The organism is Mycolicibacter heraklionensis, assembly GCF_019645815.1.
Lineage (GTDB): Bacteria > Actinomycetota > Actinomycetes > Mycobacteriales > Mycobacteriaceae > Mycobacterium > Mycobacterium heraklionense.
Window position 1 is genome coordinate 4,129,679 of record NZ_CP080997.1, and the last position, 23,210, is coordinate 4,152,888.

23 protein-coding genes are annotated in these 23,210 nt (G+C 67.0%); 9 read left to right on the forward strand and 14 right to left on the reverse strand.

The window, feature by feature from the left end; genetic code table 11:
* Position 1: 1 nt before the first annotated feature.
* On the reverse strand, positions 2–865 hold the full coding sequence (locus tag K3U94_RS19605) for an alpha/beta fold hydrolase (RefSeq protein ID WP_220694763.1): 864 nt from the start codon (positions 863–865) through the stop codon (positions 2–4).
* Between the two features lie 138 nt (positions 866–1,003).
* Here K3U94_RS19605 and K3U94_RS19610 point away from each other — a divergent pair, with 138 nt between their 5' ends.
* From K3U94_RS19610 to K3U94_RS19630, 5 genes are all read left to right on the forward strand, one after another.
* Positions 1,004–1,705 carry an IclR family transcriptional regulator domain-containing protein gene (locus tag K3U94_RS19610; RefSeq protein WP_047318383.1) on the forward strand — a complete coding sequence of 234 codons (702 nt, stop codon included), beginning with the start codon at positions 1,004–1,006 and terminating at the stop codon, positions 1,703–1,705.
* A 23-nt stretch (positions 1,706–1,728) separates the two neighbouring features.
* Positions 1,729–3,372 carry an FAD-dependent oxidoreductase gene (locus K3U94_RS19615; RefSeq protein ID WP_220694764.1) on the forward strand — a complete coding sequence of 548 codons (1,644 nt, stop codon included), beginning with the start codon at positions 1,729–1,731 and terminating at the stop codon, positions 3,370–3,372.
* A gap of 112 nt (positions 3,373–3,484) precedes the next feature.
* Positions 3,485–3,916, forward strand: coding sequence for an Rv2576c family protein (locus K3U94_RS19620; RefSeq protein ID WP_047318382.1), 432 nt, complete (start codon positions 3,485–3,487; stop codon positions 3,914–3,916).
* Positions 3,917–3,956: 40 nt separating this feature from the next.
* Positions 3,957–4,751, forward strand: a complete 795-nt coding sequence (locus tag K3U94_RS19625) for an Rv1363c family protein (protein ID WP_220694765.1) — start codon at positions 3,957–3,959, stop codon at positions 4,749–4,751.
* Positions 4,748–5,377 carry a twin-arginine translocation pathway signal gene (locus K3U94_RS19630; protein WP_220694766.1) on the forward strand — a complete coding sequence of 210 codons (630 nt, stop codon included), beginning with the start codon at positions 4,748–4,750 and terminating at the stop codon, positions 5,375–5,377. Before K3U94_RS19625 ends, K3U94_RS19630 begins: the two co-directional genes overlap by 4 nt.
* 7 nt (positions 5,378–5,384) lie before the next feature.
* Here the strand turns inward: K3U94_RS19630 and K3U94_RS19635 are convergent, their stop codons facing one another.
* The 11 genes from K3U94_RS19635 to K3U94_RS19685 form a co-directional block, all read right to left on the reverse strand.
* A complete protein-coding gene (locus K3U94_RS19635) occupies positions 5,385–5,843 on the reverse strand; it encodes a hypothetical protein (RefSeq protein ID WP_047318260.1) in 459 nt (152 codons plus the stop codon).
* Positions 5,844–5,880: 37 nt separating this feature from the next.
* Entirely contained in the window at positions 5,881–6,282 is a 402-nt protein-coding gene (locus tag K3U94_RS19640) for a hypothetical protein (protein ID WP_230987236.1), read from the reverse strand.
* A 33-nt stretch (positions 6,283–6,315) separates the two neighbouring features.
* Entirely contained in the window at positions 6,316–6,822 is a 507-nt protein-coding gene (locus K3U94_RS19645; protein WP_047318258.1) for an Rv2253/PknI dimerization domain-containing protein, read from the reverse strand.
* A gap of 17 nt (positions 6,823–6,839) precedes the next feature.
* A complete protein-coding gene (locus tag K3U94_RS19650) occupies positions 6,840–8,381 on the reverse strand; it encodes an MCE family protein (RefSeq protein WP_220694767.1) in 1,542 nt (513 codons plus the stop codon).
* Positions 8,382–9,545, reverse strand: a complete 1,164-nt coding sequence (locus tag K3U94_RS19655; protein ID WP_220694768.1) for an MCE family protein — start codon at positions 9,543–9,545, stop codon at positions 8,382–8,384.
* A complete protein-coding gene (locus K3U94_RS19660) occupies positions 9,542–10,990 on the reverse strand; it encodes an MCE family protein (protein WP_220694769.1) in 1,449 nt (482 codons plus the stop codon). The genes K3U94_RS19655 and K3U94_RS19660 overlap by 4 nt, the downstream gene beginning before the upstream one ends.
* A complete protein-coding gene (locus K3U94_RS19665) occupies positions 10,987–12,081 on the reverse strand; it encodes an MCE family protein (RefSeq protein ID WP_047318254.1) in 1,095 nt (364 codons plus the stop codon). Before K3U94_RS19665 ends, K3U94_RS19660 begins: the two co-directional genes overlap by 4 nt.
* Before the next feature lie 46 nt (positions 12,082–12,127).
* Positions 12,128–13,156: an MCE family protein gene (locus K3U94_RS19670; RefSeq protein ID WP_047318253.1), complete on the reverse strand. Its 1,029-nt coding sequence runs from the start codon at positions 13,154–13,156 to the stop codon at positions 12,128–12,130.
* On the reverse strand, positions 13,153–14,454 hold the full coding sequence (locus K3U94_RS19675) for an MCE family protein (protein ID WP_220694770.1): 1,302 nt from the start codon (positions 14,452–14,454) through the stop codon (positions 13,153–13,155). Before K3U94_RS19675 ends, K3U94_RS19670 begins: the two co-directional genes overlap by 4 nt.
* 205 nt (positions 14,455–14,659) lie before the next feature.
* Complete coding sequence (locus K3U94_RS19680) at positions 14,660–15,865, reverse strand: CaiB/BaiF CoA transferase family protein (RefSeq protein ID WP_220694771.1); 1,206 nt, start codon at positions 15,863–15,865, stop codon at positions 14,660–14,662.
* On the reverse strand, positions 15,862–17,364 hold the full coding sequence (locus K3U94_RS19685) for an aldehyde dehydrogenase family protein (RefSeq protein ID WP_047318251.1): 1,503 nt from the start codon (positions 17,362–17,364) through the stop codon (positions 15,862–15,864). Before K3U94_RS19685 ends, K3U94_RS19680 begins: the two co-directional genes overlap by 4 nt.
* Before the next feature lie 219 nt (positions 17,365–17,583).
* Between K3U94_RS19685 and K3U94_RS19690 the strand changes: the two genes are divergently transcribed.
* From K3U94_RS19690 to K3U94_RS19705, 4 genes are all read left to right on the forward strand, one after another.
* Complete coding sequence (locus K3U94_RS19690; RefSeq protein WP_047318250.1) at positions 17,584–18,306, forward strand: SDR family NAD(P)-dependent oxidoreductase; 723 nt, start codon at positions 17,584–17,586, stop codon at positions 18,304–18,306.
* A 39-nt stretch (positions 18,307–18,345) separates the two neighbouring features.
* On the forward strand, positions 18,346–19,206 hold the full coding sequence (locus K3U94_RS19695) for a mycofactocin-coupled SDR family oxidoreductase (RefSeq protein ID WP_220694772.1): 861 nt from the start codon (positions 18,346–18,348) through the stop codon (positions 19,204–19,206).
* 63 nt (positions 19,207–19,269) lie between these two features.
* Positions 19,270–19,464, forward strand: a complete 195-nt coding sequence (locus tag K3U94_RS19700) for a ferredoxin (RefSeq protein ID WP_024440885.1) — start codon at positions 19,270–19,272, stop codon at positions 19,462–19,464.
* On the forward strand, positions 19,461–20,864 hold the full coding sequence (locus K3U94_RS19705) for a cytochrome P450 (protein ID WP_220694773.1): 1,404 nt from the start codon (positions 19,461–19,463) through the stop codon (positions 20,862–20,864). Before K3U94_RS19700 ends, K3U94_RS19705 begins: the two co-directional genes overlap by 4 nt.
* A gap of 8 nt (positions 20,865–20,872) precedes the next feature.
* Here the strand turns inward: K3U94_RS19705 and K3U94_RS19710 are convergent, their stop codons facing one another.
* Positions 20,873–22,057: an acyl-CoA dehydrogenase family protein gene (locus K3U94_RS19710; protein WP_220694774.1), complete on the reverse strand. Its 1,185-nt coding sequence runs from the start codon at positions 22,055–22,057 to the stop codon at positions 20,873–20,875.
* On the reverse strand, positions 22,041–23,048 hold the full coding sequence (locus K3U94_RS19715) for an acyl-CoA dehydrogenase family protein (protein WP_220694775.1): 1,008 nt from the start codon (positions 23,046–23,048) through the stop codon (positions 22,041–22,043). Before K3U94_RS19715 ends, K3U94_RS19710 begins: the two co-directional genes overlap by 17 nt.
* Positions 23,049–23,210: the final 162 nt, after the last annotated feature.

Here is a 23,210-nt window from a genome sequence, read left to right on the forward strand (position 1 = left end):
GCTAGCGCTCCAGCAGGAATTCCAGGTGGAGGCGGTTGAAGGTCTCGGGGTCCTCATACTGGGGCCAGTGGCCGCAGCCGGGCATGAGTTCGAACCGGGAACCCGGGATCATCGAGGCGATCCGCTTCCCCTCTTCGACGTCGGCCGTAGGGTCGTCGCTGGTCCAGACCACCAGTGTGGGCGCGGTGATCTTTCCGTAGTCGGCTGGTCCCAACAGGTTTCGGGCCCGGATCTGTGGGTCTTGCAACGCCATGATGTCGCGCATCGCGTCGACGAATCCCGGCAGCCGGTAGATCCGCTGGCGGCTGGCGACGATGTCGTCGTAGTCCTTGGTCTTGTCGGCCATCAACCACTTGATGCGCGCCTGGACCGTTTCCCAGCTGGGGTTCTCGACCGCGGCCATCGACAGCGTGATGATCCGTTTCATCACCTCGGGGTCGGCCTGGGACCCGCCGGCGGTGTTGAGCACCAGCCGCCCGACCCGGTCGGGGTGGTCGATGGCGGCCCGTGCCGCCACCCATCCCCCCAGGGATTCACCACTGATGCTGGCCGTCTGCGCACCGATCGCGTCCAGCACATCCATCAGGTGCGCCACGTAATGGCCGATTTCCAGGGGATGACCGGGCTTGTCGGTGTAGCCGTGACCGAGCATGTCCACCGACCAGGTCCAGAAGTGCTCGGCGTGTGCGGCGAGATTGCGGACGTAGGCCTCGGCGTGCCCGCCGGAGCCGTGCAGCAGCACCAGCACCGGCTTGGCCGGGTCGCCGGCCCGCAGGTACCGGGTGCGAACGCCGCTCGCGTCGAGATACCCCTGCTCGAACGCGACACCCTGGAGGTCACTCCAGACGCTCTCGAACTCCGGCACCGCCCACCTCTTCCCTACGCTCAGCGGAAATATCATTCTCATTTTGCGGCATATCAAACGTGCTTTTATCGCACATAGATGTACGTTATATTCAAGAGCATCACTCTCACGCGGGTGTATGTCAAGGAGGCCCTGCTGATGCCCAGGCTGATGTCCGATGCTGCCGCCGAGACCGCGCGGGGTTCGCAGACCCTGGCCCGGGGGTTGGCCGCCTTACAGGCGGTGGCCGCCGCGCCGGAGGGATTGACGGTGCAACAGGTCGCCGACCGGGTCGGCGTGCACCGGACCATCAGTTATCGGCTGCTCAACACGCTGACCGGCTTCCGGCTGATAGCCAAGGGAGACGACGGCCGGTACCGCTCGGCCGCCGCCTTGGCCGTACTCGGAGCCTCGTTCGACAACAACGTGCGACAGCTGAGCCTGCCGACGCTGCGCGCGCTCGCCGACGAACTCGGGACCACGGTGTCTCTGCTGGTCGCCGAGGGCGACCAGCAGGTGGCCGTCGCCGTCATCGTCCCCACCCAAGTCGGCTACCAACTCGCGTTCCACGAGGGCAGCCGCCATCCGCTCAGCCTGGGCGCCGCCGGGATCGCACTGCTGGCAGCCATGCCCGCGCGCCCCGGAGAGCGCGACATCGTCCCGCAGACGCGGGAGCGCGGCTGGGTGGTCACCCACGGCGAGATCGAGCCCGGAACCTTCGGGTTGGCCGTTCCCGTTCGCCGCCGGCCCCCGGCACCGCCGACCTGCATCAACTTGATCTCGCATCGCGAGGACGTGGTGCTGCGCGGCCGCGACGCCGTGCTGGCGGCAGCCAGCCGGCTGTCCGAAATCTTGAGCTGAATCTGCCCGAGAGGAAAACATTGATGTCAGCCGGTGCGCATGCCGATTGGGACGACGACGCTTGGGACGACTCAGCCGACGTGGTGGTGCTGGGCACCGGCGGTGCCGGGCTCACCGCCGCACTCACCGCGGCAGTGCACGGCGCGTCGGTGGCCCTCTACGAGAAGTCGGACACCGTGGGCGGCACCACGGCGGTCTCCGGTGGCATTGCCTGGATTCCGGCGCACAATCGTGCTCCTGGGCTGACCGTCGATGCCGCGATGGACTACCTGCGCGCCCAATCCTTCGGTGCGATGGACGACGCGCTGGTCTCGACGTTCGTGCGGACCGGCCAGGAGATGGTCGACTTCGTCGAAGCCCACAGTGATGTCCGCTTCGAGGTCGCCACCGGTTTCCCGGACTACAAGCCGGAGCTGCCCGGCGGACGCCCGTCCGGGGGGCGCTCACTGAGCCCGCTGCCCTACGACGTCTCCCGGGTGGGCTCCTGGCGGGACCGGATCACCGCGTTCCCCGCCGACTACAGCAACGTCGGATTCGACGCCGAGACTCGCGCTCGGCTGCACGCCGACATCGAGGCCGACGCCGCCGGTGATATCTGCGTGGCCGGCACCGCGCTGATCGGCGGGCTGCTCAGGGGCGCGTTGGATCACGGCGTGACGCCGGCGATGGGCTGTCGCGGCGTGGAACTGATCGCCGACGCCGACGGCGGAATAGCGGGCGTCCGGGTCGATTGCGGCGGCACCTCGCGCCGGGTGCGCGCCCGGCGAGGAGTCATTCTGGCCAACGGCGGCTTCGAATGGGACGTCTCGTTGGTGGAGGCGTTTCTGCGCGGGCCGATGCGCGGCGCGGTGTCACCGCCGAACAACACCGGTGACGCGCTGCGCATGGCGATGGCGCACGGCGCGGACCTGGCCAACATGGGCGAGGCGTGGTGGGTCCCGATCGTGCGGATCCCCGGCGACACCATCGCCGGGGAGCAGCGCAGCCGCAGCGTGCGGCTCGAGCGGACCCGCCCGCGCAGCATCATCGTCAACCGGGCCGGGCGGCGGTTCGTCAACGAGGCCTGCGACTACAACTCGATGGCCGGCGCCTTCCACTACCTGGAGCCCCGCGGCGGATACGTCAACGACCCGGCATGGATCGTGTTCGACGCCGGGCACCTGCGCCGGTACGGATTCCTCGGCGTCGCACCCGACGGCACCGCCCCGGAGTGGTTCTCCGAATCGCCCGATCTGGCCGCCCTGGCCGCCAAGACCGGAATCGACGCCGATGGCCTGGCGCAGACGGTGGCCGCCTGGAACCGCGGCGTCGCGGCAGGATCGGATCCCGACTTCGGGCGGGGATCCAGCGCCTACGACGGCTATTGGGGTGACGATCAGGCCAGCACGGTTGCCGGTCGCACCCTGGGACCCGTCGACACCGCACCCTTCTATGCCGTGCCGCTGTCCGTCGGAGCGATGGGCACCAAAGGCGGGCCCCGCACCGACTCCGACGGCCGGGTCCTGCACGTCACCGGCCGGCCCATCCCGGGGCTGTTCGCCGCGGGTAACGCGATGGCGGGCGTCACCGGCCGGGCCTACGGTGGGGCGGGCGGCACCATCGGTCCGGCCATGGTGTTCGGCTTCCGGGCGGGGCGCGCGGCCGCCACCACCGGCAGCGGGGCGTGACGGGCCGGCTGGTTGGCCGCCGCAAGCACAGCGGAAATGTTATTCTTCGTTACCAAGAATTTCAGTCTTTGGCAGCGCGGCCGCTCCGGCGGATGCAGCAGTGGAGGAGCCCGTGAGAGGCAGGCAGCTCGCCGTATCGTCCCTGGCTACGGGGCTGGCGTTTGCCTGCGCGCTGGCCGCCGCCACCCCGGCGGGCGCCGACGACCCGGCGCCGCACCGGGTGCGCTACTCGGTCAGCGCGACGCAGACCGCGCAGGCGTTCGTCTACTACCGCGAGGTTCAACCGCCCAACTTCGGCGAGTACAGCCACAATCCCTACCAGTACAGCCCGCGTGCGGACGTCACGGTCGGCCCCAACCAGCCCTGGATCTTCGAGACCACCCTGGCCGACCCGCAGGACTGGGCCATGGTGGTGGTGTCGCTGCCCGGAATGCATCCCGAACTGCCCTCACCGGGGTTCGTCTGTGAACTGCGCGTCGACGACGTCGTAGTCGCCACCGACGCCGGTACCAAGGGGGCGCTCTGCTCGCTCCGCACTTGGTGAGGGACCCTGGTGCTGGGTGGACAACGGACAGGAGAGGCGTATGCCGTCGCGTGATCCGGCGAAGCCGGGGGGTCCCAGAAAACACGTCGGAAAGCACGCCGCCAAGCGCGCTTCGAAGAATGCTCTGACGCTGGCGGAGGCCGAGGCGAAGGCCGCCGAGGCGGCGGCGGAGTTGGCCCGCGCCCGAGCAGAACTGCTCAAGGCGCAGCAGGAGTCCGAGCCGGAGTCCACCCCGGCGGTCGAGCTGGAAACCGCACCCGACGTCGAAGCCGAAAGCACCGACGCCGGCGAGCCAGAGGCGGGCGTCGACGAGGAACCGGCTGAGCAGCCCCGCAAGCTCATCCACGCCTGGAAACAACTGCGATGGGTGGCGGCGACGCTGGCGGTACTCGCGATCGGAGGGTTCCTGGCGATTGATGTGCTGATGCTGTCCCACCATCGCGATGTCGCGCAGCGCCAGCATCAACTGGCCGAGTATGCCGCGGCCGCCCGTCAGGGCGTGGTGACGCTGATGTCGCTGAACTACGAGACCGTCGATGACGACGTCAAGGCGATCCTCGACAACTCAACCGGCGAGTTCAAGCAGGACTTCGAGGCCCACGCCGGCGACTTCACCAAGGTGGCCCGCGAGTCGAAAACCGTCACCACGGTCGACACGGCGGTCGCGGGCGTGGAGTCGATGTCGGACAACGACGCGGTGGTGCTGGTCGCGGCGAACACCAAGGTCACCAATAAAGCCGGAGCGAAAGAGGAACCCCGCGCCTGGCGCCTCACCGTGCACCTGGCCCGCGAAGGCGACCGGGTCAAGATGTCGAAGGTGGACTTCGCGGCATGACCGAATCCGACGAGGATGACGTGACACGCGAGGCAGCCGAGTCCGAGCCCGCGACCACCGAGGCCGACGACACCCTGGAAACCGCCGAGCAGGTGGCGGAAGAGTCACCGGCCGAGCAGCCGAAGGTCGGCCCGACCGTCTCAACCGCGCGCTGGATCGCGGCCACGCTGGGCGGGCTGCTGGTGGCGTCGGCCGGGCTGGCCGGCTGGCTCTACTTCGGGGTGCTCCGGGCCGATCAGCAGCTCGGTCCCGCGGACGAACAAACGGTGATGGCTGCCGCCGCCGACGGCGCGGTCGCCATCCTGACCTACGCACCAAAGACGATGGAACAGGATTTCGCCGCCGCTGAGAGCCACCTCACCGGCGACTTCCTCGCCCACTACACCGATTTCACCCAGAAGGTCGTCACCCCGGCGGTCAAGGAAAAGGAAGTGCAGACGGTGGCCGCGGTGGTTCGCAAAGGCGTCGTGTCCTTGCGCCCCAGTTCCGCCGAGGTGCTGATCTATCTCAACCAGACCACGATCAGCAAGACGAACCCGGACGGCGCTTTCTCGATGAGCAGCGTCAAGGTCGGCCTGGTGAAGCACGACGGCCGGTGGCTGATCTCCTCGTTCGACCCCGTCTAGCGGCGATCTACATCCGCACCAGGGCGAAGGTCCAGGTGTTGACCCCGGCGGGGCCGTTGAAACAGCCCACATCGAAGTGTGATTCCATCACGCCGGCAAGGGTGTTCGCATCCCAGGTGAAGGTGTCCCGGGTCGGCATCGAGGGCCCGGCCGGGCAGTGCAGACCGTCCGGGTAGTCCGAGGTGAACGAGTAGTGTCCGTCCACCAGTTTGGCGGTGCCGCCGTAATATCCGCGGCCGAAGAAATGCGGCCGGTCCACCGCGGTCACCAGAACGCAGCCGGAGGGCACAGTGTCGAACTTCCCCATCTCCTCGCAGGGATACGCCGTCCACACCCAGGTGGCGTCGGGCCACCGATTGCTCAACACCTCGTAATTGCCGAAGCGCATCTCGGCCGCGGCCTGCGGCGCCACGACGGTCGCGACAGTCACCGCCGCCAGCGCTGCACCGACAGTGGTTCGTATCATGGGCGAACTCCCTCGACGTGCCAAAACTGTTGTGCGGCTATAGGTCTCCGCGCCGCCACCGCGTCTCGCCGTCGGCGACACAGGTCAAGAAAAGCCCGTCGGGGGCCTGCGCCACCTCGCCGGAATATTCGTCGCACTTGCTGTTCTCCTCCTTGATGCCGTGCATCTCCGGGGAGCGGAACCAGCGGGGCTCGTAGCGGCGCGGCGACGCGCAGTACACCAGCCTGCCCGGCAGGGTCGAGGGCCCTGCGACAGCGGACCCGAAGACGAAGTAGGTGGTGTTGGAGCACGGCGCGCCCAGCACGACATTCGGCGCGATTCCCGGTGTGCACGCCGGGACGTCGCACATCGGCACATACGGGTCGGCAACCGACGGCGCCGCGGGTGTCACGCCGGCGACCGCCCCAGCGGCAAGTGCCGCCGCGACGAGTGCTTTCATCACGCGAGGGTTCTGCATGGTCTCCCCTACCGCCTAGAGTCGTTGCACGGTCAGCGGCATGAGGATGACCGTGGGCTGGTTGCGTCCGCAGGCTCCCGAGACACCGATCGTCCTGTCGTAGCCGACGAGGAGATCGATATTGCGTTTGTCGTACTGGCCGTTGGCATCACTGCCCTGAAACTGGTATCGCTGCCGTCCCGACGAGGTGGTGCCGTCCGGGCAGGTCTGCCAGTTCTCGTGGAAGCGGTCGACGATCCAGCGTGAGGTGCGAAACTCCAGCGGCGCCGTCCAGCCCTGGTCACTGCTCACCTGGCCGGTGCAGACGTGCGCGTTCTCGCAACTGGAACGAAACGTCCACACCGACGTCACCGTGACCTCGTTCATGAAGACTTCGTTGGTCTTGGCCCAGTCCCCGTTTGAAGTGACCCGGTAGGGGCCGTTGAGCTCGAAGCCCAGGGCAGCCTGCGCCGGCGGCGACGGTGCCGCCCCGACGACAAGTCCGAAAGCCGCTGTAGCGACGATCAATTCACGTGCGCGCATTCGTCCTCCTTCGGCACTCAAGACGGCATGAGATCGGTCCACGACTTGGGCCCGGAACCGGGCACCAGGTTCGTCTGCTGCTCGTAGCGCCCGTCAGGGGTCATGTACTTGCCGGTGTTCGGGTCATAGGGCACCACCGTGACCGACGGCGCCTGCTCACCGATGCCGGCGTTGCCTGCCAACGGCGGCGGCGCCGGCACCTCGGGCCGTGGAGAGTCCGGTGACGTGCCCGACGGTGTGGCCCACGGCGGCAGCGGAGTGCCCCCGGTCGGGGCGAAGAGCCGGTCGCTGAAGTCGACCCGGTCATCGACCGGGATACCCTGCTTGAGCAGGTTCGGGTCGAACGCGGTTGGCCCGGTGAGGTGCTGGCGCATCGCGATCGGGACGAAACCCTTGGGGTCGTCGCAGAGTTCGACGGTCGGAGCGCGCTTGCCCGGATGCTCGATGCACGGGAAGTTGCGGGCGCCGCGCACCGATACCGGTGAGTCCTGCGGCAGTTTGCAGTACAGGCCGTCGGGGGTGTCGATCGTGGTGGTATCGGCCGGGGAACGCCACGAAGACGGCGGCAGGAAGCCCACGGTGCACGGGTTGGGGTCACCGAACGTGAGGGTGAAGTCGCCCTGCGGCAGACCGGTCGGGTTGTTCTTGGGCAGACCGAACGACTGCTGGGCCGCAATGTATCCGGGCAGCAGCACCATCAACTGCTCCAGCGACGGGTTGTAGACCATCAGCACCTGCCCAAGAGTGTTCAGGTTGGCCAGCAGGATCGGCAGCGTCGGCTTGAGATCCTGCATCAGGCCGGAGACTTCGTCGGCGAACCCGGGGCCGCGTTGCAGGATGGCGCGCAACTGCGGGTCGTTGGCGGCTACCTGTTCGGAGATCCCGGCCACGCTGCGCGCCCAGGTCCGGATCGCGTCGGTGCTTTGCACCTGCGAGTCCAGCAGCGGCGCGCTGTTGTCGACCAGCTTGCGCACCTTGTCCGAGACTCGGTTGGCGTCACCGCTGATGGTGGTCGCCGAGTCCAGCAAGGACTGGAAGTCGTAGCCGGCGCCGTCGAAGGCCAGGAAGGTCTCGTCGAGCAGATTGCTGAGCTTGTCCTTCGGAATCGAGTCGACCAGCTTGCTGACCTGATCGAGCATGGGACCGACCTGTTGGGGGACTTGGGTGTCCGACGCCGCGATCACCGAGCCGTTGTGCAGGTACGGGCCGCCGTCGCTGCGCGGCAGCAGGTCGACGTACTGCTCGCCGATCGCCGAAACACTGCGCACCGCGGCCACCAGATCGGCCGGGATCTTCGGTGATCGATTCAGCGACAACGTGGCGCGCACGCCGTCCGACGTCAGCTCGACGTTGGTGACCGTGCCGATCTGCACCCCGTTGTAGGTGACATTGGAGAAGCGGTAGAGCCCCCCGGTTTCGGGCAGGTCCAGCTTGACCATCACGCGGCCGATCCCGAGCATGGTCGGCACCTGCATATAGCCGAAGATCATGGCTCCCACGCCGATCACCGACGCCACCAGGAACAGGATCAGCTGGATCCGTACAAACCGTGTCAGCATCTAGCCACCGCCTCCCGAGGCAACCGCGCCCGGCGGCAGGGCCTGGCCCGACGACTGCAGGATCGGCTCTTGCAGCGGATCGTAGGAGTAGTTCAGATACCAGGGATCGCCTGGCGCCGGAACCAGTTTCGCGTCCTCGTCTCCCCACTGCGTGCCGGGGAACAGCGCCCGCTTGAGTCGCGGTTTGGTGAGGTCGAAGACGGCGAACAGGTTCAGGAAGTCGCCCCGCACGGCGCGCTCGATCGCGTTGGGCCCGTACGGGAAGGCCGAGGCGTAGGCCACTGCCGAGTTGAGCTCCGGTCCGATGTCGGCCAGCGAGCGCAACGCCGGTTCGATGTGGATGAGGTCGGAGACCAGTTGGTGCCCGGAGTCGTTGACCAGACCCGCCGACAGGTCACCGAACTGGCCCAGCTTGGTCATGGCGGTGACGAACTTGGGGCGCTCTTTGATCAAGACGTCGATGGCCGGCGGAATCTTGTTCAGTGCACGGTTGATGGTGTCGCGCTGCCCGGCGAAAGTGGTGGCCGTCCGGTTCATCTCTTTGATGGCGTCGATGATGTTGTCGCGTTGCCGGTCCAGTGCACCGGTGAAGTGATCCAGCCGGACGATCAGGTCGCGGATGTCGCTTTCCCGGCCTGCCATGGAGGCGCTGAAGTTGTGGATGATGTCGCCGATCTGACCGAGTCCGCCTCCGTTGACCAACACCGCCAGCGAGGACAGGGTCTGTTCGGTCGACGGATAAGTCGAGGAGTCGCTCAGCGGGATTCTGGCCCCGGGCATCAGCCGGCCCGTCGGCGCCTGCCCGATCGGCGGATTCAGCGCCAGGTGCATCGACCCGAGCAGGCTGGTCTGCCCGACGGTCGCCACCGCGTTCGCCGGCACCTCGACGCCGGGGTTGACCGCGATGTCGACGTTGGCGTGCCAGTTGCTGACGGTCATCTTGCCGACGCTGCCGATCACCACGTCGGAGAGCATCACCGGCGAATTAGATTCCAGTGTCCCGACATTGGCCAGCTCGACCGAGAAGTGCTGCGCCCCGGAACCGCGCCCCTGAACACCCGGCAGCGCCATCGAGTTCAGGCCGCCGAAGGCGCAGCCGGACGTGGCGCCGGCGACCAAGACCGCGACCGCCGCGCTGCGCCGCAGGGAACGAAGACCGATCATGGCGTGGGACCCCCTTCCGCGGGCAACGGCCCCGGCGGCGGTCCGGGCGGCGGCGGACCGCCCGGCAGCAGCATCCCGTCGAAGGTGGTCGGACTGGGCAGCGGCGCACCAGGGATCAGCGGCGGTGTCGCTGCGGCGGGCAGGCCGTCGGGCGCGTAGGAGCCGCGCGGCTGCAACGGATCCGTCCACCCCGGCGGGGGCGGGACGTCGCCGTTCAACCCGGTGTAGGCCGAAATCGACGGCGTCTGTTCCGGCAGGTTTCCCGGGTGCTCGGCGTGCGGCATCAACGCCGGGTCGGTGTAGATCAACTTGTCCGGGCTGGCCGCCTTGGTCAGGTACGGGGACATCGGCAACGGGAGCCCGTTGAAATTCAGCAACCGCATGGCCGGGCCCAGGTACTGCTCGCACAGCTTGCCGGTCTCCATCGACGTCACATTGCCGACCGCACCGGTCATCGTGCAGATCGCCTGAACCGGGTTGCTGAAGTTGGCGAACGCGAACGAACCCACCGGGGTCCCGCTGGTCACGTTGTACATGTTGAGCGTGTTCGCGATCGCGTTCGGGGTGATGTGCAGGATATTGCGGATCGCATTCTTCGAATCGACCAGCGTCTGACTGACGTTGGCCACGCCCTGCAGCGCCTCGGCGGTTTCGGCGCGGCTCCCCGCTACAAAATCCCGCACCGTGTCGATCGCGCCGGCGAAGTCGGTGAGAGCTGCATCCAAGTTGGATCGACTGTCGTTGACCACGCTCGTCAACGTGGCGAGCCGCGATTCGAACACCACGATCTGCTGATCGCTGTCGCGCAGTGCGGTCACGAAAGTCTGTAGACCCGAGATGATGTCGATGATATTGCCGCTGCCCTCGGCGAAGATCCGGGCCACGCCGGAGAGCTGCTTCAGCGTCTCGCGTAGTTTGGCACCGTTGCCGTCCATCGCATTGGCCGCGCTGTCGATGAACCGCGACGCCGACGTTCCCGAGACCCCGCTGCGCGGCCCCAGTTCGGCGGCAAGCCGGTTCAACTGGGTCTTGACCTCGTCCCACTCGACCGGGACCGCGGTGTGCTCGCGCGGGATCACCGCGCCGTCGGGCAGGGTCGGCCCGTCGCCGCGATGGTAGGCGGGCGTCAGCTGGACGAATCGTGCCGCCACCAGGTTGGGCGCGACGATGACGGCTTTGGCCTCGGCCGGGATCGGCACTTTGCGGTCGACGCGCAGGGTGAGCTTGGCCTGGGTGCCCTGGGGTTCGATGCGGTCGATGCTGCCGACCTTCACCCCGGCGACCCGGACCTCGTCACCGGGATAGATCGCGGTCGCAGTGGAGAAGTACGCGGTGATCCGGGTCGGTTTCAGGACGGTCTGGCGGACCAGGATTCCCGCACCCGCAAGTAGCAGCAGCGCGGCCAGCGCGCTGACCGCGATCTGCAGTGGCGTACGAGTCTTCATCGGGGCGGCAGGTCTCCTGGTTGCGGAATCCCATTGACCGGGAACGGAAGTTCGGCACGCGGACCGGCATTGTCCGGGGGCTGACCGGCGTCGACACCACGCCGGAAGCCAAAGATGTAGTCCAGGAACGGCTGGAGCAGCTGCGGCAGGAACAGGTTCGGCACATAGGCGCTGTAGTAAGCACCGTTTGACACCGTCTCGCCCTGGGTGAGTTCGTATTTCGCCAGGCCGGGCAGAGCCTTGGCAAGGTTGTCCCGGTTCTTCTCCAGGATCTTGTTCAGCGCGATGACCTTGTTCAGCGTGGGTCGCAGCTGTTCGTTGTTCTGGGAGACGAGTTCGGACAGCTGCCGCGACACCGCCGATGTGCTGACCAGCAGGTTGACGATCGCCTGCCGCCGGGTGTTGAGCACGTCGACGAGACTGTCGGCGTCCAGGATCAGCGAGTTGATCTGCTGGCTGCGTTCGGAGAGCACACCGGTGAGCTCGGCGGCCGACTTCAGCAGGTCGGCAAGGCCCTCATTGCGACTGTTCACCGCCCGGGACAGCCTGCTCAGGCCATCGAACGTCGGCCCCAGCTGCGGAGCGATCTGGTCGATGGTCTCCGAGAGGGTGTCCAACGACCGGTTCAGCGACTCGGTGTCAGTACCGGCGGTGTTCGTGGTGAGTTCACCGACCACGTCGACCAGCGAGTACGGCGACGACGTGCGGGTGAGCGGGATGACCTCGAGCGGGTGCATCTTGCCGCTGCCTGCCGGCTCCACGGTCAGCACCCGCTCACCGAGCAGCGACCCGGTGCGGATGTGCGCCGTGGTCTGCCCGCCCAGCCCATACTTGCCCGCCAGCGTGAAAGTCACCAGGGCGTCACCGTTGTCGAGTGCGACATCGGTGACCGAACCGACCTTGATTCCCGACAGCGTGACGTCGGCACCGGTACTCAGGCCACCGGCTTCGGCGAACCGGGCCTGGTATCGCACGCAGGTGGCCCACTGGATCAACTGCTCGGGCTGCAACCCGATCGCGACGATGAACGCGACCACCACAACGCCGATCAGACCCATGCGCATCAGATGGCTGCCGTGATACCTCAGCATCGGCGCGCCCCCCGCCGCACCGGCGCGGTACCGGACAGCACCGCGCTCAGTCGGTGTCGCTGCATCGGCCCTCCTCCGCTTTGATCCACGGGAACACCGCAGTGCGGCCCTGGGTGTCGCTGACCCGGATCTGGACAGCACACAGGTAGTACTGGATGAACCCGCCGTACGCCCCGAGCCGGATGGCCTTGCGGTAGTTCTCCGGCGCCTTCTGCAACGACATGTCCAGGCCGGCCAGGTCGGCGTTGATCGCGGTGGTCAACCGATCGACCTGGGTGATGGTGTTGGTCAGTGGATCGCGGGCGTTGCCAAGCAGGTCGGCCAGCGACGCGGTGCCGCGGTCCAGGGCCGTGACCGCGGTCCCGATCGGGTCGCGGTCAGCCGCCAGTCCGGCGACCAGCTTGTTGAGTCGGTCGATCGCCCCGGAGAATCGCTTGTCTCCGTTGGACAGGGTCGCCAGCGTCGTGCGCAGTTGGTCGATCAGGGACTGGATCACTTCGTTGTTGTCGGCCAGGGAGTTCGAGAACGACGACGTCCGCGACATCAGTGAGTCGATGGTGCCGCCCTGGCCCTGCATGATCTGGATCAACGAGGCCGTGAGCGAGTTGACGTCTTGGGGATTCAGTCCCCGGATCACCGGCTTGAGACCGTTGAGCAGCAGGTCCAGGTCCAGGGCCGGCGCGGTCCGTTCCAGCGGGATCTGCGCTCCCTTTCCCAACAGCTGGGTCGAGCCCGGCCCATCGGTCAGCTCCAGGTAGCGGTCGCCGACCAGGTTGAGGTAGCGCACCGAGGCCTGGGTGCCGGTGGTGAGTGGAATGTTGCGGTCGGCCTGGAACTTCACCAACACCGTGCCGTCCGAACGCAGCGCCACGCCGCCGACCGTGCCGACCCGCACGCCGGCGACCCGCACGCTGTCGCCGGCCTTGAGCCGGGATGCGTCGGCGAAAACGGCCTGGTAGCCCACCGTGGGTCCGGTCCGGACCTCAGCGAAGATCGCGAACAGAAATATCGTCGCCAGCACCATCACCACGGCGTAGACGCCGAACTTGATCAGAGTTCCCAGCCCGCTTCTCATCCCGGCATCCCCACCTGAGCGCTGTTGCGCGGCGGCCCACCGATCGGCCCGAACAGCGCCTGCTTGAGTCCATCGGAGTTGAGCAGGATGCCCTGGTTGCCGTAGTCGTACGGGTTGGCGCCGACGTCGGCGACCAACGCGGGCACCCGGTACTCCGGCGGCACGTCGGGCAGGCCCAGTTCCGTGCAGTAGGAACGGTCGGAGCGGGCCGCCACCTTCGGCAGGTGGTCGGGGTAGCGGTAGCGTTCCTTGGCCAGGGTGAAGCTGGCGGTGATGATGATGCCGGGGACGTCGAACGGCGGGGAGTTGGCGAACGGCACCAAGCCGCCGATCGCGCAGCCGAGCTCCTCGTGGTACTTGTCCAGCAGCGCGGCGGTGGGCTCCAGTACCTGCGTCAGGTCGGTCAACCCCTGCCGGTTGTCCCCCAGCACCTCGTTGCCGGTGTCGGCCAGCCCGATGGCGCTGAGCAGGAAGGTGTCCAGGCTGTTGCGCTCTTGCACGATGCTGTCACTCATGGTGCTGGTGGAGTTCAGTGCGGCGGTGAGGTCCGGTGCCGCATCGGCGTAGGACCGGAACACCGGCGCCATGGCGGCGGCCTCGTGTTCGAGGGTGCCCAGGCTGGGCTCGATCTCGGCGAGCAGCTTGTCGAAGTCGGTGAGCGCCTGCCCCAGCTTCTGGCCTCGTCCGTTGAACGCCGTCGAGACCGCACTCAGGGTCTCGTTCAGCTTCTTCGGGTCGATTTTGTCCAGGACCCGCACCAGCTGCTGGAAGACCGTGTTGATCTCGACGGTGACGTGCTGGCCCGCCAGCACCTGGCCGGCGTGCATTCGGGCCGTCACCGGATCGGGCGGCGGCACCAGGTCGACGAATTTGGCGCCGAACACCGTCGACGACGCGATCCGGGCGCTGACGTTGGCCGGTATCCGCGACAGTTGCGCCGGTTCCATCTTCAGGTGCAGCACCGCGGTGCCGTCCGGCTTGGCCTCGATGTCACCGACCTTGCCGACCTGCACACCACGGATCTTGACCTTGGCGTCGGGATACATCACCAGGCCAGCGCGCTGCGAGAGAACAGTGACCGGCACGGTACGAGTGAAGCTGCCCCGGAACAGCCCGATCGGCAGTCCGATGAGCGCCGCGATCGTCACGACCGTCGCCAGCCCGATCAGCGGGCGTAGGTAAGCGGGCTGCTGGCGCCTCGCACCGGTGGGCCGGTGCCGGCCCGCGCCGGCCGGCCCTCGGTTCGGATCGTCGAGGTGGCCGCCCAACGGCGGATCCGCGGTCGCTCCCAGAACCATTACCGCCCCGTCGCTGAGGCGTTGAGGCAGACGTCATCGTGTGCCGAGATCACCGCTGCCGCCCCCTTCCACGATGGTTACCGCTGACACCGCAGTTGGACCCCCGAAGAGTTGTACGCACTGTGCCACACCAGGGGCACCCGGCGGGTGGCGTTTGCGGTTCAACCGGCACGGCATCGAGATCTCCCTGCTGCTACTCGATGGCCTAGGTGACCGCGCCGACGGTCTTGAGTTCGATGATGCGGTCCCAGTCCAGGCCGAGCTCGGCCAGGATTTCATCGGTCTGCTCGGCGAATCCGGGTGCCGGCCCGGTCTCCGGCGCGGTCACGTCGAACTGCACCGGATTGGCCACCAACTCCAGTTCACCGGCCTGCACGATGTATTCGTTCGCGCGGATCTGCGGGTCCTGAGCGGCCTGCAGGGTGTCCTGGACCGGCGCCCACGGTCCGGCCAGAGTGGCGAAGCGCTCGCTCCACTCCGGCAGCGTCCGCTTGGCCATTGCCGCGCGCAGGATCTCCACGGCGGCCGGGGTGTGCTCGGCGAACGACTGCGCGGTGGCGAACCGTGGATCGTCGATGTGCTCGTCGAGTTCCATGTGCCTGCACACGTCGGCCCAGAACTTGGTGGGCTGCATCATGACAAACGAGATGTAACGCTCATCGGCGGTCGCGTAAACCCCAACCAGCGGATTGATCGGCGAGCCATGGACACCGGGCGGCTGTTGGATCAGACGCTCGCCCAGATGACTGGTCAGGGCGACGGTGTGGCCCATGGCCCACAGGCCACTGCCCAGCAGGGACACGTCCACCACCGACGGCTCACCGGTGCGCTCGCGCTTGAACAGTGCGGCCGCGATACCACCGGCCAGATTGGTTCCGGAGATGGTGTCGCCGTAGGCGGGTCCGGGCGGGCCGATCATGCCCTCGATACCGGGCGGGGTGATGGTCGCGGCGGTACCGGCGCGGCACCAGAACGCGGTCATGTCGTAGCCGCCCTTTTCCGATTCGATGCCGCGGGGACCCAGCGCGCTGCCGCGCGCGTAGACGACTTTCGGGTTGACCGCGCGGATGTCCTCGACGTCCATGGCGAACTTCTTGCGGTGGCCGGGCAGGAAACTGGTCAGGAAAACGTCTGCGCGCTTTGCCAATTCGAGCAGCACCTCGTGACCCTCGGGCGTTGAGACGTCCAGACCGATACTGCGCTTGCCGCGGTTGGCGTGTTCGATGTTGGGGTTCGGGTCGCCCTCGACCCGCAGCATGCCGGTTTGGCGCAGCCCGCGCTGCGGGTCGCCGGTCACCGCGTGCTCGACCTTGATGACCTCGGCGCCCCACTCCGCCAACACCGCACCGGCAGAGGGAACGAACCCGTACATCGCGACTTCCAGCACGCGAACGCCTTCGAGCGGCCTCATCCAGCGGCTCCGGCGACCGGCACGGCGAACGTCTTGCTCTCCAGAAATTCCTCGAGTCCGGCGACGCCCATCTCGCGGCCGATGCCGGACTGCTTGTATCCCCCGAACGGCGCGTCCGGGCTGAAGTAGTTGCCGCCGTTGATCGAGAACGTTCCGGTCCGGATCCGGCGGGCCAGCGCCACCGCACGGTCCTGGCTACCGAAGACCGCACCGGACAGTCCGTAGATCGAGTTGTTGGCGATCCGGACCGCATCGTCGTCGTCGTCATAGCCGATCACCGTCAGGACCGGTCCGAAGACTTCCTCCTGGGCGATCTCGCTGTCGGGGTCAACATTGGTCAACAGCGTTGGGGTGTAGAAGAATCCGGGATCGACCTTCTCGCCGCCAGTCACCAGGGTGGCGCCGGCGGCCACCGCGCGCTGCACCATGGCGTCGACCTTGTCGCGCTGCTTGGCGCTGATCAGCGGGCCCATGTAGGTCGTGGGGTCGGTCGGGTCTCCGTAGCGCACGTGGGAGAAGTTGGTCTTGATCATCTCGACGATCTCGTCGTGATGACGCTTGGGCACCAGCAGCCGCGACGTCAGCGCGCAGCCCTGGCCGGCGTGGGTGACCATCGAGAACGCGGCGAACACCGCGGCCATGTTGAAGTCGGCGTCGTCGAGGACGATCGCCGCGGACTTGCCGCCCAACTCCAGGAAGACCCGCTTGAGCGTCCCGCTGGCGGCGGCCATGATCGCCCGCCCGGTCGGGGTGGAGCCGGTGAAGGTGACCATGTCCACGTCCGGGTCGGTGGTCAGCGCGGCACCGACCGCGGGGTCCGAGGAGCTGAGCACGTTGACCACGCCGGGCGGGATGTCGGTGTGGTTGGCGATCAGCTCACCGAGGGTCAGCGTGACCAGCGGGGTGTCGGGCGCGGCCTTGAGCACGATGGTGCACCCGGCGGCCAGCGCCGGGGCGAGCTTCGCCAGGGCCAGCTGGTTGGGGTAGTTGTAGGCGATGATCGCGGCGACGACGCCGGCGGCTTCCTTCTCCACCCAGCGGTGGTGCTGCATCCCGCGACTCTCGACGTTGCCGAGGTCTTCGGTCATCGGATAGTCCTTGAGCAGATCGGCGTAGTAGCGCACGATCGCGATCGGCCCGTCGAGCTGCGCACCCTGGGTCAGTGCCGCGGTGGCGCCGACCTCGGCGATGGTGAGCGCGGCGAATTCGTCACGGTGCTCGACGAGCGCACGGTGCAGCTGGTCCAGGCAGCGGACTCGCAGTTCGGTGTTGGTGGCCCACTCGCCCGCGTCGAAGGCCCGTCGCGCCGCGGCGACGGCGGCGGTCGCCTGCTCGACACTGGCTTCCGGGGCGTATCCCAGGATTTCTCCGGTGGCCGGGTTGAGCGACGGGTACGTCTTGTCGGCACCCACCAGCTCACCGTTGATCAGCAGTCGCCGGGCGACAGTCCCCCCTGCGGAGCCATCGGTGATGGTCTCTGCCGTGTCCTGCGCATGCATCCAAGCCTCCCGGCGGGGTAACTAGATTCTCATCTGCGGCGAATCATACATCTCGCATGTGAGAACTCAAGAGTGCATGAAAAGCCTTGCGGCCTGCACTTCTACGACAGGAGTTAATGCGGCTGCGGCATTTTCGCTGCTGGGAGGCGGTCCGAACGCGCCTTGCCAGAAACAGTTGTGCGAGAGTACGATTCTCAATGCTCGGAAAGGAGATTCTTTGTGACCGAGACGGGCCTCGTACGAACTGCTGTCGTGACCGGGGGCGCCTCGGGCATCGGCGCGGCAGTCGCGAACCGCTTGCGCGCCGACGGCCACCGGGTGGCCATCATCGATCTCAAACCCGACGGCGGTCAGGATCTGGCCTTCGCCGCCGACGTGACCGATCGCGCACAGATCGACGCCGCGCTGTCGCAGATCCGCGAACGGCTGGGGCCGGTCACCATCCTGGTCAACGCCGCCGGCAAAGACGGCTTCAAGAAGTTCAGCCACATCAGCTTCGAAGACTGGCAGCAGATCATCGACATCAACCTCAACGGTGTCTTCCACACCATTCAGGCGGTGCTGCCGGACATGATCGAAGCCGGCTGGGGCCGCATCATCAACATCTCCTCGTCGAGCACGCACTCCGGTACTCCCTATATGGCGCACTATGTTGCGGCCAAGTCCGCGGTGAACGGACTCACCAAAACCCTGGCACTGGAGTACGGCCCGAGCGGTATCACGGTCAACGCCGTGCCACCGGGCTTCATCGACACCCCGATGCTGCGCAACGCCGATCGTCAAGGGTTCCTCGGCAACATCGAGGACAACATCGCCAAGACCCCCGTGCGCCGCATGGGTAAGCCCGAAGACATCGCGGCGGCCTGCGCGTTCCTGGCGTCCGAGGAGGCCGGCTACATCACCGGGCAGATCCTGGGCGTCAACGGCGGCCGGAACACCTGACACTCGCCACACAAATCGAGCACTAAGAAAGGAACCGCTGTGGGACGCGTTGCCGGAAAGGTCGCATTCATCACGGGGGCAGCCCGCGGCCAGGGCCGCAGCCACGCGCTGCGACTGGCCGAGGAAGGCGCCGACATCATCGCCGTCGACCTGTGCCAGGACATCGAGACGATCGGCTACCCGATGGCGCGGCCCGAGGACCTCGAGGAGACCGCCAAGCTGGTCGAGAAAACCGGGCGCGGCATCGTCACCGCGCAGGCCGACGTGCGGGACGCGGCGGCGCTCAAGACCGCGCTCGACGCCGGTCTCGCCGAGTTCGGCAAGCTCGACATCGTCGTCGCGCAGGCGGGTGTGGCGGGCATGAAAGGCAACCCACCGCTGCAGGCCTGGACCGACGTCATCAACACCAACCTGGTCGGAACCATCAACGGCATTCAGGTCGCGCTGCCCCACCTGTCCGAGGGAGCCTCGATCATCGCCACCTCCTCGGCAGCGGCGTTGATGGACGCCCACCAGAAGGCCAACCCGGGCGGCGACCCGGGCGGGATGGCCTACATGACCTCTAAGCGCCTGATCGCGCAGTACGTGCACGACCTCGCAACGGAGTTGGCGGTACGCGGCATCCGCGCCAACGTCATTCACCCGACCAACTGCAACACCGACATGTTGCAGAGCGAGCCGATGTACCGCTCCTTCCGGCCCGACCTCGAGCATCCGACCCGTGCCGATGCCGAACCGGTCTTCTATGTCCAGCAGGCGATGAAGGTGCCGTTCATCGAACCCGAGGACATCTCCAACGCGGTGCTGTGGCTCGCCTCCGAGGAGGCCCGCTACGTCACGGGCATGCAGCTGAGGGTCGACGCCGGTGGCTACCTCAAGTGGTACGACTACCACGTCTGATGGCGCCCGTGGTTTCGCCGGGCGTGATGCAGCGCACCGAAATCGGTTGAAAGGAGCGAGAACATGAAGGTTTCCGTCGACGGACAGCGCTGCCAAGGGCACACGCTGTGCGCGATGATCGCGCCCGATTCCTTCGTGCTCAACGACATTGACGGCACTTCGTCGCCGGTGTCCGAAGTGGTTCCCGCCGATCAGCAGGATGCCGTGCGCGAGGCCGCACACTCCTGCCCCGAACAAGCCATTCTCATCGAGGAATGAACAGGGAGGAGGATTCCTTGAGCGTCAACGATTCCCTGGCCGCGACCGGCCAAGACGATGCATCCGACGATCGTAAGAAGAACACCTTCTACTTCGACCGGCACACCCCGGAGTACCGCGATCAGTTCGAAGAGATCACCACCGAGATGCAGGCCAAGTGCCCGATGGCGTGGAGCCCCACATACAACGGGCACTGGGTGGCCGCCGACAGCAAGCACGTCTTCGAACTGGCCCGCTGCCCCGTCGTCTCGAACCACCACGACATCACCGGCGAAACGCCTTTCCAGGGCATCACCATCCCCAAGGCCAGCCGTGCGACGGTGGTGCGCGGCGGCATCCTCGAGATGGACGAGCCGGAGCACAGCCTCTACCGCGGTGCACTGAACCCCTACCTGTCCCCCGCGGCCATCAAGCGCTGGGTGCCGTTCGTGGACGAGATCACCCGTGCCGCACTCGATGAGCACATCGAGTCGGGCCACATCGACTTTGTCGAGCATCTGGCCAATGTGGTGCCCGCGGTGTTCACCCTCGCCATGATGGGCATCGAACTCAAGAAGTGGAACGTCTACAGCGAGCCCACGCACGCCTCGGTGTACACCCCCGAGCACTCGCCCGACCGCGAAAAGATCAACGAGCAGCACCGCGAAATGGGCATCGACATCATCAACAACATGATGGAGATCCGGGAGAACCCGCGCCCCGGCCTGGTCAACGCGCTAACGCAGTTCCGCATCGACGGTGAGCCGGCACCCGACATCGAGATCCTGGGCAACTTGGGCCTGGTCATCGGCGGGGGGTTCGACACCACCACGGCGCTGACCGCACACGCGCTGGAATGGCTCGGCCAGCACCCGTCCGAGCGCACGCGGCTCAGCGATGAACGCGCCACGCTGCTGGACCCGGCGACCGAGGAATTCCTGCGGTTCTTCACGCCGGCGCCGGGCGATGGCCGGACCTTCGCCGAGGATGTCGAGGTAGCGGGGCAGCAGTTCAAACAGTTCGAGCGGCTGTGGCTGTCCTGGGCGATGGCCAACCGCGATCCCGCGATCTTCGAAGACCCGAACCGGATCATCCTGGACCGTAAAGGCAACCGGCACTTCAGCTTCGGTCTGGGCGTACACCGCTGCATCGGGTCCAATGTCGCGCGCACGGTTTTCAAGTCGATGCTGACCGCGGTGCTCGACCGGATGCCCGACTACCAGTGCGACCCCGAAGGGGCGGTGCATTACGACACCATCGGTGTCATCCAGGGCATGCGCAACCTGCCGGCGACCTTCACGCCGGGCAAGCGGCTCGGGCCGGGCCTGGACGAGACGCTGGAGAAGCTGCAGCGGATCTGCGACGAGCAGGAGTGCGCACGCCCGATCACCGAGCGCAAGGAAATGGTCGTCATCGACTGAGCGCTGCGTCAGCCCCGGGGCAAACCCAGCCCCTGCTGGGCGATGATGTTGCGGTGAATCTCCGAGGTGCCCCCGGCGATGGTGCCTGAGAAGCTGCGGGCGTGCCGCTCGAACCAGCTGGCGAAGTAGCTGTCGAGGTTCATCGGCGCGTACGGTCCCGAATTCGCCGGGTGCACGAGCCCGTCGATCCCGGCCGCATCCAGCGCGTGACCGGAGGCGAACATCTCGGCCTCGGAGCCGAGCAGCTTGAGCACCGACAGTGCGGCCACGTCCTCCTGGCCGCGCGCCGCCCGCGCCAGCGCCGCCGACCCCAACAGGCGCAGGGCCTGGTAGTCCATGACCGCCGTGGCAAATCGGTCACGTTCGAGCGCGCCCTCGGGGTGGAAGTCGGCGATGATGTTGTCCAACCGGTCGGCGAAACCCAGCCACATCATGGTGCGTTCGTGGCCCAGCGATCCATTGGCCACCCGCCAGCCACCGTGCAGCGGACCGACCAGGTTCTCCGCCGGCACGCGCACATCGGTGAAGAAGACCTCGTTGAAGTCCTGGTCCTCGATCCCGCAGATGGTGGGGAACGGACGACGCACCACCCCCGGGGTGTCGGTGGGGATGACCAGCACACTGATGCCCTTGTGTTTGGGCGCGTCGGGATCGGTGCGGACGAACGTCAGCAGCACGTCGGCGTCGTGCGCGCCCGAGGTCCACACCTTCTGGCCGTTGACAATGAAATCGTCCCCTTCTATACCGTCGCGTACCGCCCTGGTCCGCAACGACGCCAGGTCCGATCCGGCGCTCGGTTCGCTCATGCCCAGTGACGCGGTGATCTCAGCGCGCAGAATCGGCACCGCCCAGCGCCGCTTCTGCTCGTCACTGCCAAACGAAAGCAACGATGCCGCAATGATATTCACACCCTGTGGATTGAAGCTGTGATAAATGCGGCGGCGGCACAGCTCCTCCAGATGCACGAACTGCTGCAGCAGGGTGGCGTTGCGGCCACCGAACTCCGGCGGGTTGCCGGGCAACAACCAACCGTTGTCGAACAGCAATCGCTGCCAGCGGCGCGCCCACCCCGGCATGTGCGACACCGAACGTGGCCGCTCGAGCGTGTCGGCCTCGGCGGGCAGGTTGGCGTCGAGGAAGGCCGCGAACTCGGCGCGGAATTCCTCGACTTGCGCGTCAAATGCGAGCTGCAAGGTATTCCTCGGCGATCGCGGCGCGGTGCTGCGCGGCACCACCCAACATCAGTTCACCGGCCTTGGCCCGCTTCAGCGCGAACTGCAGGTCGTTCTCCCAGGTGAATCCCATCGCACCGAACAGTTGCAGCCCGTGCCGGAAGACCACCGACTGGCATTCCCCGGCCGCAGCCTTGGCCATGGCGGACGCCATCCGCCGCCGCGGGTCATCGACCGCGATCGTCAGCGCGGCGAAATAGGCCAGCGCCCGGGCGCGTTCGATCGCCACGTGCATGTCTGCGGCCTTGTGCTGGACAGCCTGGAAGGACCCAATCGGGACCCCGAACTGATGCCGGCTGCGGACATGCTCCAGCGCCAGATCGAGAATGCGCTGGCAGGCGCCGACCATCGTCATCGCCATTCCGCTGAGCGCGACGTGGCGGGCCCGCTCGACATCGACCCGGATCCGGGCGCTGTCGGGCACCTCGACTCCGGCGAAGGACACGTCGCTGACATGCAACGTCGGGTCAAAGACGGCCGACTTGCGAGTCGTCACCGCGCCGGCGTCGACCACGAACACGCCCGCCGCGGTGACCACCGCCAACCGATCGGCGCGATCCCCATCCAGCACGTGCAGAGCGGTTCCGTCGAGTACCCAGCCGCCGGCGTTACGGTGTGCGCTCACCCCGCTGAAGACCGCCGCACCGGTGGAACCGTCGGGGTTGTGGCGGTCCCCGACCAGCGGAGCGAACTGGGTCATGGTCGCCAGGAACGGCGTGGGGTCGGTGGCGCGGCCCAGTTCTTCCAGGACGATCGCCAGCTCTACCGCGGTGTCCGGCTCGTGCAGCTCGGTCCAGCCCAGGTCCACGTAGACCTTCCAGAGGGCGTCGACAGCGCCGTCCGCCTCGCCCTCGGCGACACTGCGCACCAGCGACGGCGAACACTGTTTGCCCACCACATCGCGTACCGTGCCCTGCCATAGCCGCTGATCGTCGTCGAACTCCAAGAGCATTGCAGCCACCTCTCCCAAGCGCCGATCGAGAATAACATTCTCGCTAACGGATGTAACGATCTCGCCTTGAGATACCTTGTCGCCGCTGCGTAACGACGGATTGATCGCCCCGCCGCGCGACCCCTGCCCGTCGACCGTTGAGCGCCGGAATGAGAATCTTGT

Bases quoted from the DNA above. Each gene is read 5' to 3' on its own strand.
- K3U94_RS19635 (WP_047318260.1), bottom strand. From the start codon at position 5,843: ATGATACGAACCACTGTCGGTGCAGCGCTGGCGGCGGTGACTGTCGCG.
- K3U94_RS19615 (WP_220694764.1), top strand. From the start codon at position 1,729: ATGTCAGCCGGTGCGCATGCCGATTGGGACGACGACGCTTGGGACGAC.
- K3U94_RS19645 (WP_047318258.1), bottom strand. From the start codon at position 6,822: ATGCGCGCACGTGAATTGATCGTCGCTACAGCGGCTTTCGGACTTGTC.
- K3U94_RS19675 (WP_220694770.1), bottom strand. From the start codon at position 14,454: ATGGTTCTGGGAGCGACCGCGGATCCGCCGTTGGGCGGCCACCTCGAC.
- K3U94_RS19715 (WP_220694775.1), bottom strand. From the start codon at position 23,048: ATGCTCTTGGAGTTCGACGACGATCAGCGGCTATGGCAGGGCACGGTA.
- K3U94_RS19630 (WP_220694766.1), top strand. From the start codon at position 4,748: ATGACCGAATCCGACGAGGATGACGTGACACGCGAGGCAGCCGAGTCC.
- K3U94_RS19700 (WP_024440885.1), top strand. From the start codon at position 19,270: ATGAAGGTTTCCGTCGACGGACAGCGCTGCCAAGGGCACACGCTGTGC.
- K3U94_RS19685 (WP_047318251.1), bottom strand. From the start codon at position 17,364: ATGCATGCGCAGGACACGGCAGAGACCATCACCGATGGCTCCGCAGGG.
- K3U94_RS19610 (WP_047318383.1), top strand. From the start codon at position 1,004: ATGCCCAGGCTGATGTCCGATGCTGCCGCCGAGACCGCGCGGGGTTCG.
- K3U94_RS19665 (WP_047318254.1), bottom strand. From the start codon at position 12,081: ATGCTGAGGTATCACGGCAGCCATCTGATGCGCATGGGTCTGATCGGC.
- K3U94_RS19640 (WP_230987236.1), bottom strand. From the start codon at position 6,282: ATGAAAGCACTCGTCGCGGCGGCACTTGCCGCTGGGGCGGTCGCCGGC.
- K3U94_RS19670 (WP_047318253.1), bottom strand. From the start codon at position 13,156: ATGAGAAGCGGGCTGGGAACTCTGATCAAGTTCGGCGTCTACGCCGTG.
- K3U94_RS19650 (WP_220694767.1), bottom strand. From the start codon at position 8,381: ATGCTGACACGGTTTGTACGGATCCAGCTGATCCTGTTCCTGGTGGCG.
- K3U94_RS19705 (WP_220694773.1), top strand. From the start codon at position 19,461: ATGAACAGGGAGGAGGATTCCTTGAGCGTCAACGATTCCCTGGCCGCG.
- K3U94_RS19655 (WP_220694768.1), bottom strand. From the start codon at position 9,545: ATGATCGGTCTTCGTTCCCTGCGGCGCAGCGCGGCGGTCGCGGTCTTG.
- K3U94_RS19660 (WP_220694769.1), bottom strand. From the start codon at position 10,990: ATGAAGACTCGTACGCCACTGCAGATCGCGGTCAGCGCGCTGGCCGCG.
- K3U94_RS19680 (WP_220694771.1), bottom strand. From the start codon at position 15,865: ATGAGGCCGCTCGAAGGCGTTCGCGTGCTGGAAGTCGCGATGTACGGG.
- K3U94_RS19625 (WP_220694765.1), top strand. From the start codon at position 3,957: ATGCCGTCGCGTGATCCGGCGAAGCCGGGGGGTCCCAGAAAACACGTC.